This is a genomic window from Candidatus Roizmanbacteria bacterium CG_4_9_14_0_2_um_filter_38_17, assembly GCA_002788855.1.
Classification (GTDB): Bacteria; Patescibacteriota; Microgenomatia.
Genome location: PFSB01000018.1, coordinates 1 through 15,938, shown reverse-complemented (window position 1 = coordinate 15,938; position 15,938 = coordinate 1). Strand labels below are relative to the sequence as shown.

General features: G+C 38.7%; 24 protein-coding genes. 4 read left to right on the top strand and 20 right to left on the bottom strand.

Translation table 11 applies throughout. The features are described 5' to 3' along the window. Window positions 1–506: 506 nt before the first annotated feature. A complete protein-coding gene (locus tag CO050_04480) occupies window positions 507–899 on the bottom strand; it encodes a hypothetical protein (GenBank protein PJC31089.1) in 393 nt (130 codons plus the stop codon). A 116-nt stretch (window positions 900–1,015) separates the two neighbouring features. Between CO050_04480 and CO050_04475 the strand changes: the two genes are divergently transcribed. The 4 genes from CO050_04475 to CO050_04460 are packed head-to-tail and all read left to right on the top strand — an operon-like array spanning window position 1,016 to window position 2,784. Continuing rightward, complete coding sequence (locus CO050_04475) at window positions 1,016–1,276, top strand: hypothetical protein (GenBank protein PJC31088.1); 261 nt, start codon at window positions 1,016–1,018, stop codon at window positions 1,274–1,276. Next, window positions 1,276–1,701: a hypothetical protein gene (locus tag CO050_04470; GenBank protein ID PJC31087.1), complete on the top strand. Its 426-nt coding sequence runs from the start codon at window positions 1,276–1,278 to the stop codon at window positions 1,699–1,701. Before CO050_04475 ends, CO050_04470 begins: the two co-directional genes overlap by 1 nt. A 53-nt stretch (window positions 1,702–1,754) precedes the next feature. Then, window positions 1,755–2,066 carry a 50S ribosomal protein L31 gene (locus tag CO050_04465; protein PJC31086.1) on the top strand — a complete coding sequence of 104 codons (312 nt, stop codon included), beginning with the start codon at window positions 1,755–1,757 and terminating at the stop codon, window positions 2,064–2,066. Between the two features lie 25 nt (window positions 2,067–2,091). Beyond that, window positions 2,092–2,784 (top strand): hypothetical protein, encoded by a 693-nt coding sequence (locus CO050_04460; protein PJC31085.1) that lies wholly within the window; start codon window positions 2,092–2,094, stop codon window positions 2,782–2,784. A 4-nt stretch (window positions 2,785–2,788) separates the two neighbouring features. On the opposite strand, the gene CO050_04455 is transcribed toward CO050_04460, so the two are convergent. The 19 genes from CO050_04455 to CO050_04365 form a co-directional block, all read right to left on the bottom strand. After that, a complete protein-coding gene (locus CO050_04455) occupies window positions 2,789–3,010 on the bottom strand; it encodes a hypothetical protein (GenBank protein ID PJC31084.1) in 222 nt (73 codons plus the stop codon). Next, the gene (locus tag CO050_04450; GenBank protein ID PJC31083.1) at window positions 3,003–3,278 is read right to left on the bottom strand and encodes a hypothetical protein; all 276 of its coding nucleotides are present in this window, start codon (window positions 3,276–3,278) and stop codon (window positions 3,003–3,005) included. Before CO050_04450 ends, CO050_04455 begins: the two co-directional genes overlap by 8 nt. 23 nt (window positions 3,279–3,301) lie before the next feature. Beyond that, complete coding sequence (locus CO050_04445) at window positions 3,302–4,624, bottom strand: hypothetical protein (protein PJC31082.1); 1,323 nt, start codon at window positions 4,622–4,624, stop codon at window positions 3,302–3,304. Continuing rightward, complete coding sequence (locus CO050_04440; protein ID PJC31081.1) at window positions 4,624–5,328, bottom strand: hypothetical protein; 705 nt, start codon at window positions 5,326–5,328, stop codon at window positions 4,624–4,626. The genes CO050_04445 and CO050_04440 overlap by 1 nt, the downstream gene beginning before the upstream one ends. 10 nt (window positions 5,329–5,338) lie before the next feature. Beyond that, window positions 5,339–5,575, bottom strand: coding sequence for a 30S ribosomal protein S18 (rpsR, locus tag CO050_04435; protein PJC31080.1), 237 nt, complete (start codon window positions 5,573–5,575; stop codon window positions 5,339–5,341). A gap of 3 nt (window positions 5,576–5,578) precedes the next feature. Continuing rightward, window positions 5,579–6,070: a single-stranded DNA-binding protein gene (locus CO050_04430; protein PJC31079.1), complete on the bottom strand. Its 492-nt coding sequence runs from the start codon at window positions 6,068–6,070 to the stop codon at window positions 5,579–5,581. Window position 6,071: 1 nt separating this feature from the next. Further along, complete coding sequence (gene rpsF / locus CO050_04425; GenBank protein ID PJC31078.1) at window positions 6,072–6,368, bottom strand: 30S ribosomal protein S6; 297 nt, start codon at window positions 6,366–6,368, stop codon at window positions 6,072–6,074. A gap of 225 nt (window positions 6,369–6,593) precedes the next feature. After that, window positions 6,594–6,917 (bottom strand): methionine--tRNA ligase subunit beta, encoded by a 324-nt coding sequence (gene metG / locus CO050_04420; GenBank protein PJC31077.1) that lies wholly within the window; start codon window positions 6,915–6,917, stop codon window positions 6,594–6,596. 29 nt (window positions 6,918–6,946) lie between these two features. Continuing rightward, window positions 6,947–8,251, bottom strand: coding sequence for a hypothetical protein (locus tag CO050_04415; protein ID PJC31076.1), 1,305 nt, complete (start codon window positions 8,249–8,251; stop codon window positions 6,947–6,949). 45 nt (window positions 8,252–8,296) lie between these two features. Then, the gene (locus tag CO050_04410; protein PJC31075.1) at window positions 8,297–9,865 is read right to left on the bottom strand and encodes a hypothetical protein; all 1,569 of its coding nucleotides are present in this window, start codon (window positions 9,863–9,865) and stop codon (window positions 8,297–8,299) included. Between the two features lies 1 nt (window position 9,866). Continuing rightward, window positions 9,867–11,000 carry a redox-regulated ATPase YchF gene (locus CO050_04405; protein ID PJC31074.1) on the bottom strand — a complete coding sequence of 378 codons (1,134 nt, stop codon included), beginning with the start codon at window positions 10,998–11,000 and terminating at the stop codon, window positions 9,867–9,869. Window positions 11,001–11,042: 42 nt separating this feature from the next. Beyond that, a complete protein-coding gene (locus tag CO050_04400; GenBank protein ID PJC31073.1) occupies window positions 11,043–11,792 on the bottom strand; it encodes a hypothetical protein in 750 nt (249 codons plus the stop codon). Between the two features lie 82 nt (window positions 11,793–11,874). Beyond that, complete coding sequence (locus tag CO050_04395; protein PJC31072.1) at window positions 11,875–12,417, bottom strand: hypothetical protein; 543 nt, start codon at window positions 12,415–12,417, stop codon at window positions 11,875–11,877. Window positions 12,418–12,467: 50 nt separating this feature from the next. Further along, window positions 12,468–13,106: a hypothetical protein gene (locus tag CO050_04390; protein PJC31071.1), complete on the bottom strand. Its 639-nt coding sequence runs from the start codon at window positions 13,104–13,106 to the stop codon at window positions 12,468–12,470. Between the two features lie 20 nt (window positions 13,107–13,126). Further along, window positions 13,127–13,519, bottom strand: coding sequence for a hypothetical protein (locus CO050_04385; GenBank protein PJC31070.1), 393 nt, complete (start codon window positions 13,517–13,519; stop codon window positions 13,127–13,129). Then, entirely contained in the window at window positions 13,519–14,034 is a 516-nt protein-coding gene (locus CO050_04380; GenBank protein PJC31069.1) for a hypothetical protein, read from the bottom strand. The genes CO050_04385 and CO050_04380 overlap by 1 nt, the downstream gene beginning before the upstream one ends. Then, the gene (locus CO050_04375) at window positions 13,943–14,257 is read right to left on the bottom strand and encodes a hypothetical protein (protein ID PJC31068.1); all 315 of its coding nucleotides are present in this window, start codon (window positions 14,255–14,257) and stop codon (window positions 13,943–13,945) included. Before CO050_04375 ends, CO050_04380 begins: the two co-directional genes overlap by 92 nt. Window positions 14,258–14,357: 100 nt before the next feature. Then, window positions 14,358–14,876 carry a hypothetical protein gene (locus CO050_04370; GenBank protein PJC31067.1) on the bottom strand — a complete coding sequence of 173 codons (519 nt, stop codon included), beginning with the start codon at window positions 14,874–14,876 and terminating at the stop codon, window positions 14,358–14,360. Window positions 14,877–14,944: 68 nt separating this feature from the next. Next, complete coding sequence (locus CO050_04365) at window positions 14,945–15,808, bottom strand: hypothetical protein (protein ID PJC31066.1); 864 nt, start codon at window positions 15,806–15,808, stop codon at window positions 14,945–14,947. Window positions 15,809–15,938 lie beyond the last annotated feature (130 nt).

Genomic DNA, 15,938 nt, shown 5'->3' with positions numbered 1-15,938 from the left:
AAAACTTTTGCACAAAAAGCATTTTAAGAATATCCCCAATTTTAAGTTGTACAGCGAAAATTAAAGGAAGGACTAGCTAATCTTTCTAAAAATCTAGCGAGAGAGGTGGACTACAGAGTTCTTGTTATGCTATAAGCCCTAACTGTCTTAGAACTCTGTGTTCGTATGAACCAGGACTTACTGAAATACAATCTATAGATTCATTATCTGCTCATTAAAACCAATAATTACTCCAAGTCTTTCACTATAAGCCCTTGCAAGATGATCTTGCACTTGTTTAGATGCTATCTCTGGGACGATATTTTCCAAAAGAAAAGGTAGCGCATATGGTTTGATTCTTTGTCCAAAATCATTACTGGGCTTTCCAGTTAATTTATCTTCTATTTCTAACCTAACTCTTTTATAAAAACCTTCAACTAATTCTGCTTAATCAACAAACTCATCTACTCCTCTCATTGCCTCTTCAAACATAGTACCTGCTCTAGCATTGAATGTAGCTGGGTCAGCTAACATACCCCCTGGGTAATAGCGGTATAAAATGATCTAATTCTAGCAAATTCACCAGTTTTATCGTATGCCATGTCGAAAAAATCTTCATCCCCTGTTTTACCCTTGTAGAATTCCTCTAACCATGCCTGACGGTTATCTCCATAAAAATCATGCGCGGGATTAGGAACTAGATATAACATTTTTTCTGCTCCTCCTTTAGAAATGAAAGATTCCCCACCATGTGGGTCCAGTGGATATTCTCCACTGCTCATTGCCTGTACTATTCTACCTACTGCTGTTACTCCGTCTTCCCCTCGAAACACCACAACATTCTTTGACCTTGGCAGTTCAAGACTTATCATCTCTCGCAATCGTGATTGTTGACTGATCAATGCTGACAGGTTCTTCATCCATATTTTTTATGTGTGTCTAGTATGTATTAGACAAATATATTTGTCAAATGTAAAAAAAATACAAGGACAAACCTTGTAGAAACGAGTACCTCTAAAAAACCTCACAATATAATATGCAAATAACCGCTATAATTAGAGGTAGAGGACAATTAACAATACCTGAAGAGATCCGGAAATCACTAAATTGGATTTCAGAATCTGTCGCTGTGACAATTTCTATTGTTTCAGACTCAAAAGTTCTAATTGAACCACATAGGATCACTTCTAAAGTCAACTGGAACTTGTTAAGAAGTAGTATTAGTCGAGTAAGAGAGTTTACTGGCAAAACTGGAAATTTAGCTAAATTTATCGTTCAAGATCGGGAAGCTCACTGATGTCTGTTCGAAATATTATTGTTGACTCCTCTGTAGTTGTGAAGTGGCTTTCCGCTGATAATGAAGACTATTTAACCCAGGCAGATAAGTTACTTTTTGAAGTTGAAAAAGAGAAAGTTAGGTTATACGCACCTGAATTGGCTAAATATGAGGTAACCAACGCACTGCTAAAGGGTAAGAAACTGCCTAAAACTGTAGTAGAGGAAGCACTGAGCGTACTACATAGTCTTCCAATTCAATATATGCTTGAAACTTTGGAATTGGCACAAATTGCGTACGGAATTGGCAAAGAGTTAAATATTACTTATTATGACGCATCTTTTATGGCGCTAGCTTATAGCCTGAATGCTGTTTTAGTTACTGATAATATTAAACACCAAAAACAAACAAAAAATGTTAAAGTTGTTAACTTAAAAGATTACTGAACATTTCCGCAAGAACAATCCTTGTAGAAAATTTCGTGATAAAATAGTGGCTTATGAAAAAGACTATACATCCTAAGTGGTATCCAGATGCCCAGGTTTCTTGTGCTTGTGGAAATGCATTTAAAGTTGGATCTATCTTGGAGAGTATCCGGGTAGATATCTGTGCTAAATGTCATCCATTCTACACAGGTGAATTAAAGTACATTGACGCGATGGGTAGAGTGGATAGATTTAAGAAAAAGAGAAAACAGGCTTTGGGTCTTAAAATAAAAGTTGAAGAAAAAAAGCAAAGAGATAAAGAACGCGAAGAAGAGCGAAGAAAAGCCCCTAAGTCCTTAAAAGATATGCTTAATGCGATTAAGTAGTATCATATGAATATTAATATTGTTTATGAATATTAATCCAAATAGTGTTATTGTTGAAATACGCCAAGGCGCTGGTGGAGACGAAGCCAAAATCTGGGCGGGTGATCTACTCCGCATGTATTTGCGTTACTCCCAAATAAAGAACTGGAAAGTTAGTCAGGTAGGTGAATTAATCTTAAAGATAAAAGGAAAAGATGTATATAATAAACTTAAGCAAGAATCTGGAGTTCATAGAGTACAGAGAGTGCCCCAGACTGAGCGTTATGGTCGCATACACACCTCCACAGCTAGCGTAGTGGTATTACCCAAGATTGATGAGCAAGAGATACTAATACGACCTGATGAGCTGGAGTGGGCTTTTTTCCGGAGCGGTGGTGCTGGTGGACAAAATGTAAACAAAGTAAGTACTGCAGTTAGAGTAACTCATAAACCTTCTGGGATTATTACTAGTTCTCAGCAAGAGCGTAGTCAAGTGCAAAATAGAGAGCTAGCGCTAGATTTACTTCGTGCAAAACTTTGGGAAAGAGAACAAGCTAGAACTCAAGCAGATTTAACTCAGGCTCGCTCGGCCATAGGCACGGGAGATCGATCTGAAAAAATAAGAACGTATAATTATCCGCAAAATAGAGTGACTGATCACCGCATCAATAAGAAATGGCAGAATCTGGAAAAAATAGTTGCTGGCGACCTGGATCAGGTTGTAAGGAAATTTAAATAGCCCATTATAGCGAGCCAATTAATTCTTCCACTGATAGTTCTGCTTGTTTCAAGATAGCATTAAGGGTTCCTTTTGCCAATGGTTTATTGTGAATTGCTAGAGTAACACGTTCATTCTTGGGTCCATGCAAACGAACATGAGAACCTTTCTGTCGTTTTATAGTAAAATCCAATTTTAGTAATATTTTAAGAAGTTTTCTGGGTTTAATTTGAGGAAGTTTAGGCATATCTAACAGGTTTGTTTACTTGAAGCGTTACCTGTGCATCAACAATAAACGATTCATTTGTATTTTCTGGAATTGACTCCCCTTCCTCAATGAGAGATTCAAGGTGAAACTTAATAATTTGCTTTGTATTTTTTACCGTCTCCTCTATAGTGTCGCCGTCCGCTGCAATTCCAAGCTCTGGAACATAAGAAGAATAAGCAGAGCTATTAGTGCCAGTTCTCGTATCTTTTTTAATAATTACTTGATAGCTAGCTAGAAGTGTCTTCATTATTTGTAATTATATCACGTAAACTACTTTACTAATACCTCGAGTGCTTTGGCAAATTGCTCGTCAAGATCAAGATTTTCCCGGTCATATTCAACTACCACGTCTGGGTCAATACCGTTTTTATTAATTGAGTCTCCATTGGGTGTTAACCATTTTGCAATAGTAACGTGAAGTCCTGCGTTTTCTGCTAGTTCTTGTGCTTCTTGAACAGACCCTTTACCGAATGATTTAACACCCACCAATGTGGCGCGCTTATGATCTCTTAGGGCTCCAGCAACAATCTCTGAGGCAGAAGCAGATCCTCCATTAATTAAAACTACCACTGGGATATCCAAAAGCCTACCGACTCGCTCAACCTCATATTTTTCCACTGTTCCAGTTGCATCCTTTTGCTGAACTACTGTGCCCGATTCAATAAATTCTGAGCTAATAAATACAGCGCTTTGCAGGAAACCACCTGGGTTATTTCTCAGATCTAGAATCATGCCCTTAAAATTCTTCTTTTCGACTGCTGCTTTTTCTCTAAATCCAATAATTTGATCTACCGCTTCTTGCCACTCACTATTAGTGTGACCGCCAAAACGAGAAAGTTGGAGTATGGCTATTTGCGCGCAGTTTGTACAGTCTTCTACAGTCTTTGTTTCGCAGAAGTCTCCCCCATTTGATTTTGAGCTCGAGCAGTCTGCGGTAATTAGCCGGGTTTCAATCGAAGGAACATTAATTGTCCCACGGGTAATTGGAATTTTAAGAGACTCATTTTCACCCTCACGAACAATGGTCAAAGTTACTATTGTTCCACCCTCTCCGCGAATCTTATTGACTGCTTCGGGCAGCGTCCAACCTGTTGTATCCTCTGCTTCAACTTCAATAATATAGTCACCCGAAAGTAGACCAGCCTTTTCAGCGGGCATGCCTTTTAGAGGAGCCACGACCATAATGTGTCCTTCTTTCATTCCTAGTTGGGCACCAATACCCTCAAAACTCCCGGCAAGATCCTCTTTGGAGCGCTGCTGATCGTCTGGTGGAAGAAAAACGGTGTAAGGATCCCCTACTGCTGAAACCATGCCTTTAATAGCTCCATAAACTAGGTTCTGCTTATTTATTTCATCTCGATCAATATATTGCTGATTGATTCTTTCCCAGACATCCCAAAAAAGATTGAAGCTAATATCCAGTTTTTCGGGAGGATATTTATTCTCTATCATTATGAAAGGAGCTTTTCTAGGAGCTATTGATACGCCAATTTTCCTGCGTCCGATGTCATAACCCACAGTTGCAGAAACTACCATTAGTGTGAGGATCATTGCAAAGTTACGAATTCCGCGAAGTGCTGTTTTATTATCCATTATGTTATTAATATATAGTTGTTATTACCTTCATTATATAGTTTGGCTTGTTGGCCTATGTAGTCTGTCAGGTCGCTAATCTTGTTAACAACAACAAAAGGCAGGGCTGAGCTGTTAATACTTGTATCCACAATAACACCTTGCACACCCAATGCCTTCATTTTGGCCAAAACAGCGGATTTAAGATTTGTAGTAACGACTATTTTTCCTCTAAACTTATCGTCTACATCGTAGAAATCTACGTCTGGTCCTAGCTCTCTAAGTTCGCCCAGCGCGCTACCAGCTCCCAAACTACCAGCAATAACTAACTTGTCAGAATTAATTATAACACTCGATGAATCAGCTTCTTCAACAATTGCTGTACATGGACAAATGGTTGAAGATAACTTGTCTTGTGGTTGGATTAAGATAGAGCCTAACTCACTTGAAAGAGAAATAGCTCCAGATACTGGTGACTTAATTGTCGTAGATGAAAATACTCCCTTTTTTTGAGCAATTAGCTGACCTGCCCGCACTGCATTTCCTTCCTTAACAAGTAAGTGATTAGCTAATTTGTCTGGCTTAATATGCAAAAGTTCGGAGATATTTAGCTTGGCACTTTTTGAAATTTGCGCCTCTGCAATAATATCACCAGCTTCAAGCTTATCTCCTAATTTGACCTTAAGGATGTGTTCGGGCAAGATGGAGATTGTTAACTGGGGCATCAGTTATTGATTATTTATCTACAAATGGCAGGTATCCTAGGTGTCTAGCTCTGATTATTTCTTGGCGGAGTTTTCGCTGAAAAGTTGCGCTAACGTTACTACGGCTTGCGGGTACGATCTTACCTCGCTGTGTCATAAACTTGCGTAAAAAGTCGGGTTTTTTGTAATCTGGCATCTCAAGCTTAAACTTTGGAAAGTCTGGTTTTTCGTGCCGTCTTTTGGTATCTTTTTTATTTTTTTTTGCCATATTCTAAAAAGGTATATCGTCGGGATTTATAACTTCATTCCCCGGTTTAGAATTTTCTTCTGTTTTATTTTTTTGTTCCTTTTCCTCATCTTTATCAGGAGAAGGTTTTTCTGGTTTCGACTCTTCTGGCTTACCACCTTCAGTTGTCTGGCCGCCAGTATTTGCTCCGAGGGCAATCATTTCATCAATAACTATTTCTGTCTTGTAGCGCTTAACACCATCCTCTGGTTGCCAATCTCTAGTTTGAAGTCTGCCACTAGCATAAACTTTTCTTCCCTTGTGGAGTAAATTACCACAGATTTCTGCCAGCTTAGCCCAGGCAACTACGTTATGAAACTCGGTATCTTCACGGCTTTCTCCATCGGGCGTTGTCCAATTTCTACTTGTGGCAATGCTAAATGAACATACAGGTATGCCTTTAGCTGTGTATCTAAGCTCTGGATCACGTGTAAGATTTCCTATGAGAATAACTTTGTTTACTGAGTATGATGCCATATTATTTAATTTTGTTTATTTTTTTAACTAATAGATAACGCCAGATGCGCTTATCTTCTTTAACCCTATTCTGGATTATTTTATCAAAGTTTGCCTCACCTGTGATAGTAAAAAACATGTACAGTGCCTGTTTGTTCTTATTTATCTCATAAGCAAGCTCGCGAATACCCATATCTTCAAACTTTGTTATTTTCCCTTTAAGTGACTTAATCCAATCTTCAATTTTGCTTTGAATTTCATCCTTATCATTTTTCTTTAATACTGGATCCAAAACAAACGTTAATTCGTACTCATTCATGTGGGAATGTTAACACAAATTGAGGTTTATGGCAATCTCCCGTCCAGCGCATTGCTAGCAGGCATTTTCATACTATAATACAAAATATGAAATATTCTGAAATGGTGGCGATCTTTGTATATTAGGTGATCAGCCTAACTGTACTAGTTGTTATATTGGACTTGCTGCGGATTCAGCTAGTAAGTACGATAAAGTTTTAACATATAAAGATCGGATCTTTATATATTAGCGGAGCTTGGTGCCGTTGGCAATCACTTTATCAGGATGAAGTAATATAGGTTCCTTATCACCAGCTGCTAGAATCATTCCTTGGCTTTCTACTCCCCTGAATGTTCTTGGTTCAAGGTTTGTTAGAACTGGAACTTGCTTTCCTATTAACTCCTCGGGAGTATAAAATTCTGCAATACCTGCGGCAATAGTTCGTTTTTCATCTCCAAGATCCACTACCAGCTTTAGTATTTTGTCTGCTCCTTCAACCGCCTCTGCCTCAACAATGGTGCCTATGCGTATATCTAGTTTTGCAAAATCTTCAAATGTAATTTTATCCATGTTTCTTATTGTACTATACAATAATCTGGTTACGAGTTATCCTGTAAGACTTCTAAATAATGCACAGTTGCTTCGTCGTCTCCTTCTCCAAATCTTACTGGCTTAACTAGGTTTTCGCTTTCTGGTTTCTGTTTAAGACCGAGCTCCATGAGCCTGTTAAGAACTTCCATACTCCCAGTGTAGCTTGGGTGATCGTTACGAATAGGTAGCCATTCGTCTGTCAGTTTATATATGTCTACTGAATCTGGTAATACAAAATTATGTTCTAGTAGCTCCCAGTCATGTGTTGTGTCTATGGTCTCGGCAATCTCTAAAATTTTCCTATAAGCACGATTAACCATATCCAAAACTTCCATAACCTCTACTCCAACTGGAAGTTTGCTGAGCACGCCTACAGTTGGTGCAGTTCCAGCATGCTGTGCATTATATTTATCTACCAAGCTTAAAGCTGTTTCCCGTAAGGTCTCGCAGTTACATAATACCTGCTCAAGATCTACTTGTTGTCCTAGCTCAGACACCTGAGACATTAATTCATAATCCAAAAAATATGCCCAAGCTTGAGGCTCTTCCCCTCGCAGATCATCTGCGCGAATATGCCCACCGGTGCTATGAACCGTCACATTTCTTAACCCTTTGGGAGTTTTAGCAAATAGCTGTACCTGTTCATTCCCGAGAGTTGCTTCTTCTCCCCTAGTGCTAGCTCTGTTATATCTATAATGATTATGAGTCTCTATATCTGGATACCAGACTTCAACATCTTCAGGCTCGCTACCTCGTGGTCCCCCATTGATAGCGGCAAGATTCAGACTAGCTGCAATGGTGTCTAAAAAAGTAGTCTTCCCTGCTGCCAGTCCACCCCTGACACCTAGCTCAACCTTTGAACCAACTACGAGTTGCTCTATCTTTTCCTTTAAAATCTCCCGTTGTTCGTATGCCCATAATTCTTTTGCAACTTTTTGAGCTTCTAGACTAGCTTCTTCCTCAAATACATCCTTCAATCCAGACCCAGGATCATAAGGATTTTTTTGTTCAGGATTATAGTATTCATTAAAGAGAATAAAGTTAGTAGCATTGACGATTCCAGCATAATTAGCTTCAGTTGCTGAATTTTCAGAACTTCGAAAAGATAGCGTAATATCGAGTGCATATTCAACGTCTTCAGCTGTAACTTTTTCACTCGATGAAAGCCGTGATTCTCCAGCAGTTATGGTTCTTTGATTTTGTATAACTTCCTGGGTAAGAGTGTATAGATATGGAACGGCTTCTCTGACGCTTTCGTCAGTATCTAGACCTGTAAATAGGATATCTCCCTCCCTCATTTCATACTCACTCATAGTAATGCATATTGTAATACACATTAATTGGTTGTCAAATAAGAGCTATACTAGCTGTTTTAGTATATTAAGAGACTTGCAACCTAGGTTACCTCGTTTAGTGTCATCCTTATATTCTTCCATATCCCGCACACTCCAGGCATGGAAGAGAGTAAGAAATAACTCAAAGATTTCTTTACGTTCCTTTGAGAGACTCCCCCAGAAACAGTCCTGCCATGCATCTTGTAGCTTGAGATCTAACCTCTGAAGATGTCCATAGTAATATACTAAGTCCCAGAGGGCATCTCCAATACGAGCCCTTTCAAAGTCTACAAGACGGATAAATTCACAGTCACCATTGTGATCCACAATTATGTTTTTGGGCACTAGGTCTCCATGGAGCGGAACCAGAGCGTATTTATCACTATTTATGTATTCTTCTAGTTTGCTAAGATTCCTAAGAGTGTAAGCTAGAGATTTCATAGGTAGATTTGTTTTATATAGTGAAGTTATGGTGTGGTTAATCTCCGTTTGCATATATAACTTCCAGTTGGGGTGAGCTTTTTCTTCCCAGTCATCTGGATACCAGAAATCCTGCACTTGCTCTAAGGGTAGTTGGTGAAGTTTAGTTATATTAGTATATATGTCTTGAAGGAGTTGTTTTGAACTATGCTTGCTCTTAATACAAGCGCTTTGATCTTTACCATTAGCATAGTCCTGAATAATTACATCATGCCCGAAGAAGCAACCTGATAGATCTTGATGAAGAATCTTAGGTGCAGAGATGGTGCTGTTTTTTTCAAGATAGCTATATAGTCTTATAAGCCTACTTGCTGTGAGCGACTCTTGATCAGATAATATCTTTATTACAGCTGAGGACTCTCCATCTAACTGATAGACATTATTACTAGATACGGTAGATACATTTGTTATGTCCTCTACTTTCTTATGGAAGATATGATTGGTATAGAAGCGGACACTATCAACTGAGGAGTTAACACTGGTAAATTTATCTAGCGTATTTTGAATTTTGTATTTACCAGCTTTTTTGGAAATTGAAAAAGCAGAGGCGTTGGGATAGTGTTTTGTGTGAATATAGTCTAGGACCTCTCTGCCAGAAGTTTTAGCTCTCCCCTGTTTTGCCCAGTAAGATATTGCGGCAATAACTGCCTGGTGGGCCACGACTGCAACTTTTTCATGAGTACTGATGGTTTGTATTAGCTCTTCAAGTCCATTCCAGACACGCTCGCACATATCCTTAATACTCTCACCTTCGGGATATGGTGTGGTCCAGTCTTCCCGGTGATTCTCACGCCAGTTTTTGGGAATCTTATTTACCACTTCCTCTTCCCACCAGAAGTGCCCTTCAAATATGCCATGATCTAGCTCAGAAAATGCAACATCGGTTGTAACTGAGGCGGAATTGGCAAAGCCTACTATATTAGCAGTCTCTCTTGCTCTTGTTACGGGACTCGAAATAATGCGATCAAATTTTACTTTTCTAAGTTCCCAGGCTAGACGTATAGCTTGAATCTTTCCTTTTTCACTTAACCCATCTAGATCTGACTTCCCAGACATGAAGCCACGCTTGTTGTTGCCGATGCTTTCCCCATGGCGAATAATAAATAGCTCCATATTACTTTCCTATCATGAACTCAATTACGTCGCCATCAGTGACAATATATTCTTTGCCTTCCTGCCTAACTTTTCCTAGCTCGCGGGCTTGTTTCCAGCCGCCAGTCTCAATGTAGTCTTTATAGTTCATGACGATTGCTTTTATGAAATGCTTTATGAAATCCGTATGAATAACTCCACTTGATTCTTGAGCGTTAGTTCCCTTTTTAATTGTCCATGCTCTAACTTCTTTTACTCCAGCTGTTAAAAAGCTTATAAGATTTAGTTTACTGTAAGCAAGACTAGCCATTCTTTCTATTCCTGATAGTTCAAAACCTAGCTCTTTTAGGTATGCGTCCTGATCTTCTTTTGAGAGATTAGATAGCTCACTTTCTATTCTTGCAGAAATAATGGCTGTGTCTTTTGGATTAATTCCCGAGGGTAAGCTAATGCTAGATAGTTGGTCCTCGGAAACGTTCAAAGCATAAATTTCGGGCTTGTTTGTTAATAGTTGAAGTGGACCTATGATCTCCTGTTCCAAATCTAATAATTCAACTGAATTTGCCATCTTCCCTTGCTCGAGCGCTTGTTTGATTTTATCTATAGTTTGTTCACGAAATTGCTTTTCTTTAATGTTGTCTATTTTGCTTTTGGAATTTTTTGCTTTAGATATAGACTCTAAGTCTTTTAAGATAAGCTCTGTTCTGACAGTGTCAAGATCATCAATGGGCTCAAGTGAACCTGTTATAACTACATCTGGATCAGGAAATACCCGCAAGACATGACAAATTAGATCAACCTCCCTGATATGAGCCAGAAACTGATTCCCTAATCCCTCACCTTCTGCCGCACCTTTGACGAGTCCGGCTATATCTACAAACTTAATAGTAGCCGGAACAATGGGAGGTAACAGAGAAGGATCCCAACTTGGAGTTTCACGTAGTGGATCTTCTGGTTTTAAGGATCCTGCTTCGATTGCAACTGTTTCTGCCAACTGACTTAATCTTTCATCGGGAACCTCTACAACTCCCACGTTTGGTTCAACTGTAGCAAAGGGATAGTTAGCGGCCAGAGCCACCTGACGCTTTAGAAGCGCATTAAACAAGGTGGACTTACCAACATTAGGCAGTCCCACTATTCCGACTGATAGGCTCATGGAGAAATTATATCACTGAAGAATTTATTAAAGGCCTTGCCTTTAATATTTTTGTAGAACTGTAACTACTCTGTGGCGTTCCATTCTTATTCCTTTATCTATTGAGTTTTGTTTTACGAAACTTGTTAAATATTCTTTGTCTTTCTCTGAGTCAAAGTCCTCAAATATGGGTACTCCTTGAAGGAACAGGTCCAGATCATTATATGATTTGTAGTATTCGTTATATAAAAAATCTTTAGCATAAGAAACAGTAAAGCCAATATCTGTTGCTTGTTTTTGTATCTGTTTTAGTCTGGAGTTTTTCCATTTGCCATATCCTTGTCCTCTGTCAAACACTTCCTTAATCCTTTGGCAGTCTTTTTCTCCTATGTCTATTTCAATAAAATAACCCCCTGGTTTGAGTAATCTGAAGCTCTCGACATACGGCGTTGGTCCCCTCCTGCTCCAGATAACGTCAAAGGATGAATGGTCAAATGTAGTTTTAAAAGCGTCTTGCTCCTCAAATGTTACATTTGCAATGCCCTTTTCTTTCTGAAGTTTACGGGCAGCGTCTAGCATTCCTGATGATGTGTCTATGGCTGTAATGTATGAGAAGTTTTTGGCAACCGATAAAGTAAATCTTCCGTCAGCACATCCTAAGTCTAAAGCCAATTTATCTTTGCCACTTACTGATAACAATTTCTCCTTAAATACTTCTTCTGGGTTGTTGTCTGGGTACTCTTGTGTGTACCGCGCGTCAGTGTGATAATTACCGAATTTTCTTGCTACTTTGTTATAAAAATTTGATGTCATGGACTAAGTATATCAGAGGTTTGAGCTGTTTAGAAAATTCTCATGTCTGAATATCTTAGCTGAAAATGGTGGCTGACCCCATTTACCCTACTTTTTTTTTATTTGCCTGCTTTATGAAAAAATAGATACCTGATAGTAGAAAAGTTATTAATACTATCCAAGTTAATCCTCCGAAAATACTGTACCCGCTCATCATGTTACTTCCATAACCCATCATAGAAAATCCACCTCCATTCATCATGCCTTTTCCCATCATATCTATAGTAGAGCTACCACTACAGCCAAGGTAATTACTTCCCATATTAATGTGCATTTGTTTCAAAGACTCTGACCCCTCGCCCCCCATCATTTGATCCATTACCTCGTGAGCTTGACCGGGGTGTTGCTGCTCCATTACTGCATCGCCTAGGCGCTCAAAATCATTAGAGCTTATCAGCTTGCAATCCAGCTCTTGAATAGTGCTAACCTGTTTTTGAGAAAGCAGTTGGCTAAGAACAACTTCGATAGATTCACCATGTTTTTCATCATTCATCATTGAACCTAGTTGCGCGTAGACTGGTTGAAGTATTACAAAAAATAATCCTAAAATAATTAGTAAGCCGGTGATTATTATATTGCCTTTCATATTATAGTTATACCACACGCACTCATCGGGTATGCATGCTCATCGACATCTCACCTTGCTAACTTCTCTGGTGAATCATTCTTATAAGTGTCTATGTATTTTTGAATAACCGCTTTATCTACACTTTCTAACTTCATCATTCTTCCCCACGATACAACTGCAATAGGTACATCATTGGCTGATCTTGGCGAGACGATTACACTTAATGAATTTTCTTTACCAATACCTTCCAAAACTTTTATGTCTTCCTTGCTTATATCTTTATAGGAAATCCAGACTCCTCCATGCTCGAGCCCATGTACTCCAGCTTTATCGTCTATTTCTTTACTATATGTTCCCCAGTTTTCTGCTTGAGCTAAATGATCTCCAGATGTAGGAGGATTTGTTTTATAACTCACATCAGTTCCTGAACTCACATGACTCCTTCCTTCAATAGAAAAGTCTTCTACTTTGCCTTCTAGGGAAACTGAGTCAATCTCTTGTTTGAGTGCGACCTCTTGAGGAGTTTGCCGTTTAGAGTATATGTATGCTGTGAGAAGTGCTCCAACTATTAGCGTGATCACCAGAAAGTTGCGAATCTTCTTATTTCGCTTACTACTTAGCTTTTTCTGTTGTTCAAGCTCCTTTATTTTTATTCTTCGCTCTTTTTTTGTTAGCTCGTTCCATTCTTTTGGATAATCTATGTTCATATTTATTTCACCTCCTTATATTATTGCTTTAATTCAAGTATGCCAGTTGATGTTCCTAATCGCTGCAATAAAAATGATGATATTACTGAAAATTGACCGATAAAAATTAGTACGCCAAAAATTATGAGTAATATCCCAGATATTTTTTCTAGAATGGGTCGGTATATTGCCAGACTTCGTGCAAATGTATTTACTGTCATGCCAAGAATAAGAAAAACAGTAAGGAAACCCGCTGTGAAGATCAATGCATTCTGAGTGAATAGTTTCTTATACTTTGGATCAAGTCCTTTTGGCGCACTACCAGCAAGAAAACCTATATACACAGGAGCGATTGGAGCAAGGCAGCCAGCAAAAAACGTAAGAAAGCCTGCTACAAATGCAATAGTTAGATTAAATATCGTAAGAGGAACCATTATTCATTAAGCATTGAGTCTATGGCTTGCTGTAGCTGAGGGAACGGTACGGCCCCAGGTATAAGCTGAGTCTCACCTGTTTTTATATTGAGAAGAATATTCCCAGGAGTTCCACTTACTCCAGCTCTTACACCCGATTGATAATCAGCTTCTATATGATCAGCATATTTACCACTATCAAGACATTTCTTAAAAGCATTTTTATCTATTCCAACTTCGGCGGCAAGTTTTGGAAGATCGTCTAAATTAAGCCCGTTGTTGGCGGGAGTTGTTTCAAATATTTTATTTGTCAGAGCCCAGAATCCTTCATTTCCGGCCAGTTCATTTGCACACTCTACAGCCTCTGCTTCTTTGGGTGCTTTGGAATGGATCTGTGTTAATGGGAAGTGACGATATACCCACATTACATCATCTGGATATTCATCAACCACTTGCTGTGCTGTGAAAAAGCTTGCAAAATGGACACTCAAGATCAGAGTACTCGATGAGTGCAATTTTTGCCTCACTGTTTCCATTGATATGATCTTCTGGGGTTATTGGGTCCACTTCACCTGCTTGAGGCACTGCTTGTGGTTGAGCTAGGGCTGTTTTCTCCGCTGCGCCAGCAACAGTTGTTGTTGTATTTTCGAGATTTTGAACCTTCTGCCACAGAATTCCTATCACAAATGTAGCTCCAATGAGGAGAACAACTGAGATGCTACTGATGCTTATTGGGAATTTTCTGCTTGTATTGGACATGTGTCTGCTAAAGCAGTGTAGTAGATTATTATGTTACTGTCAAGCAGTCCGAAGAGCACCTTAACGGCCTACCCTTTGATTTACTGTCTGAATATTTTATCTAAAAATGGTGGCTGACCCCATTTCTCCTACTAATTGCACGACGTATCCAGATTGCAGAGTAATGACTAAAGGGAACACCTTGTCTTGGTTCAAACTTTTTTGCTGCATCATATAATCCAAGAATTCCTTCTTCGTGATTATCGGCTAGCTCTGCGTAATTAGTATTCGTATACTCCATTGCAATATGTAGACAGAGTTTTTGATTATATTCGACAAATAAATTTATAGCGCGCGAACTCAAGCTCTTTTCCTCAACAATTTTTGAATCTGCACCTTGAGGTGCTGTATCTCTTGCCTGCGCAAGCATAACTTGTTCATCCCAAGTTAGAAGTGGATGCTCAGGAATGAGAACTCCACTGGGAGCACCTGAACCCCAGATTCTCTCTACTTTTTTTGCAAGATCTAGGTAACAATCAGCTAGGGTGGATTCTAGCCTTAAAACAGTACCAACAACAGCCTCGTGAGGGTACTCTACAAACACTAATTCACCTGGACCGATAGCTTCACTTTTACTCATGTGATATGTATTATAGTAGAACTACTATAGGCTTGTAAAGCTGCGTTACTTTCAGCCACTTGGGGAAATTAAGACTTTATGAATATTCCAGCTATAAAAGCCAAAATACCAGCTAATACCTTCTTGCTAATATTATCCTTTTCTTTAAGAAAGATTATCCCAAAAATAACAGATAGTATAACTTGAGAAGTAAGCAACACAACAACTACTCCCTTATCTGGGGCAACCTTATATGCCATAAATGAAAACACCATATATAAAGAGCTGGTTCCACTGGCAAATAATGTTTTAGAAAAAGTGTTTTTAAGCTGAGGTACTAATTTAGAATAGTCTTCACTTATTTTATTAAAGTAAATAACTAAGATAGTTATGGCTGTACCAAAAGAAGTAATTAAAAGATAAGCACCAGCGCTAATGGTTGTGGATACCTTTGCACTCCCTACCTGAAATACCGCAAATAATATGGCGGATACAATAATGTATATAACACTTGGACTTATAGATACCCCGCCTTTTTTGTACTGAACTAAAATAATTGCAGCAAGCAGAATAAGAATTCCAATAATTTGTTGCGCAGAAAAACTACTATTTAAGAATAGCACTGAAAGAATACCTCCCCAGATTAAAATTGAAGAAAAAGCGATCTGTGTAATACCTGCATCCAGTTTTTTCTGACCAACAAAATATATAATATTTCCAGCTACAGATGTAATAACGATCAGTCCTAGTGTTAATAAGTTACTCCTAACACCACTAAAATCTAAACCTCCAATTAAAGGGTTAAATAATAGTACAAGAAACCCCGAAGCTAAAGTCAGTAAGAAGGACTGGGTAATTGGGGAAACCTTAACATCGCGACTCAAGAGTCTTGTGCCCAAGCTATAAGTTGCCCTTGCGGTTATAGCTATTATAGTAAGAATTATCCAGTTCATAGATACTTAAAGTATAACAAAATAATGTTTTATTTAGATAGGTCCCGTATTCTAGAAACTAATGCAACCCCTAGGGATTATTAAGGTACTCAGAAAATACTTCCTGAGGTGTTTTGAAATTAAGACGTTT

Coding starts and splice junctions, on each gene's coding strand:
- CO050_04480 (PJC31089.1), bottom strand. CDS start 899: ATGAAGAACCTGTCAGCATTGATCAGTCAACAATCACGATTGCGAGAG.
- CO050_04475 (PJC31088.1), top strand. CDS start 1,016: ATGCAAATAACCGCTATAATTAGAGGTAGAGGACAATTAACAATACCT.
- CO050_04470 (PJC31087.1), top strand. CDS start 1,276: ATGTCTGTTCGAAATATTATTGTTGACTCCTCTGTAGTTGTGAAGTGG.
- CO050_04465 (PJC31086.1), top strand. CDS start 1,755: ATGAAAAAGACTATACATCCTAAGTGGTATCCAGATGCCCAGGTTTCT.
- CO050_04460 (PJC31085.1), top strand. CDS start 2,092: ATGAATATTAATCCAAATAGTGTTATTGTTGAAATACGCCAAGGCGCT.
- CO050_04455 (PJC31084.1), bottom strand. CDS start 3,010: ATGCCTAAACTTCCTCAAATTAAACCCAGAAAACTTCTTAAAATATTA.
- CO050_04450 (PJC31083.1), bottom strand. CDS start 3,278: ATGAAGACACTTCTAGCTAGCTATCAAGTAATTATTAAAAAAGATACG.
- CO050_04445 (PJC31082.1), bottom strand. CDS start 4,624: ATGGATAATAAAACAGCACTTCGCGGAATTCGTAACTTTGCAATGATC.
- CO050_04440 (PJC31081.1), bottom strand. CDS start 5,328: ATGCCCCAGTTAACAATCTCCATCTTGCCCGAACACATCCTTAAGGTC.
- rpsR (PJC31080.1), bottom strand. CDS start 5,575: ATGGCAAAAAAAAATAAAAAAGATACCAAAAGACGGCACGAAAAACCA.
- CO050_04430 (PJC31079.1), bottom strand. CDS start 6,070: ATGGCATCATACTCAGTAAACAAAGTTATTCTCATAGGAAATCTTACA.
- rpsF (PJC31078.1), bottom strand. CDS start 6,368: ATGAATGAGTACGAATTAACGTTTGTTTTGGATCCAGTATTAAAGAAA.
- metG (PJC31077.1), bottom strand. CDS start 6,917: ATGGATAAAATTACATTTGAAGATTTTGCAAAACTAGATATACGCATA.
- CO050_04415 (PJC31076.1), bottom strand. CDS start 8,251: ATGAGTGAGTATGAAATGAGGGAGGGAGATATCCTATTTACAGGTCTA.
- CO050_04410 (PJC31075.1), bottom strand. CDS start 9,865: ATGGAGCTATTTATTATTCGCCATGGGGAAAGCATCGGCAACAACAAG.
- CO050_04405 (PJC31074.1), bottom strand. CDS start 11,000: ATGAGCCTATCAGTCGGAATAGTGGGACTGCCTAATGTTGGTAAGTCC.
- CO050_04400 (PJC31073.1), bottom strand. CDS start 11,792: ATGACATCAAATTTTTATAACAAAGTAGCAAGAAAATTCGGTAATTAT.
- CO050_04395 (PJC31072.1), bottom strand. CDS start 12,417: ATGAAAGGCAATATAATAATCACCGGCTTACTAATTATTTTAGGATTA.
- CO050_04390 (PJC31071.1), bottom strand. CDS start 13,106: ATGAACATAGATTATCCAAAAGAATGGAACGAGCTAACAAAAAAAGAG.
- CO050_04385 (PJC31070.1), bottom strand. CDS start 13,519: ATGGTTCCTCTTACGATATTTAATCTAACTATTGCATTTGTAGCAGGC.
- CO050_04380 (PJC31069.1), bottom strand. CDS start 14,034: ATGGAAACAGTGAGGCAAAAATTGCACTCATCGAGTACTCTGATCTTG.
- CO050_04375 (PJC31068.1), bottom strand. CDS start 14,257: ATGTCCAATACAAGCAGAAAATTCCCAATAAGCATCAGTAGCATCTCA.
- CO050_04370 (PJC31067.1), bottom strand. CDS start 14,876: ATGAGTAAAAGTGAAGCTATCGGTCCAGGTGAATTAGTGTTTGTAGAG.
- CO050_04365 (PJC31066.1), bottom strand. CDS start 15,808: ATGAACTGGATAATTCTTACTATAATAGCTATAACCGCAAGGGCAACT.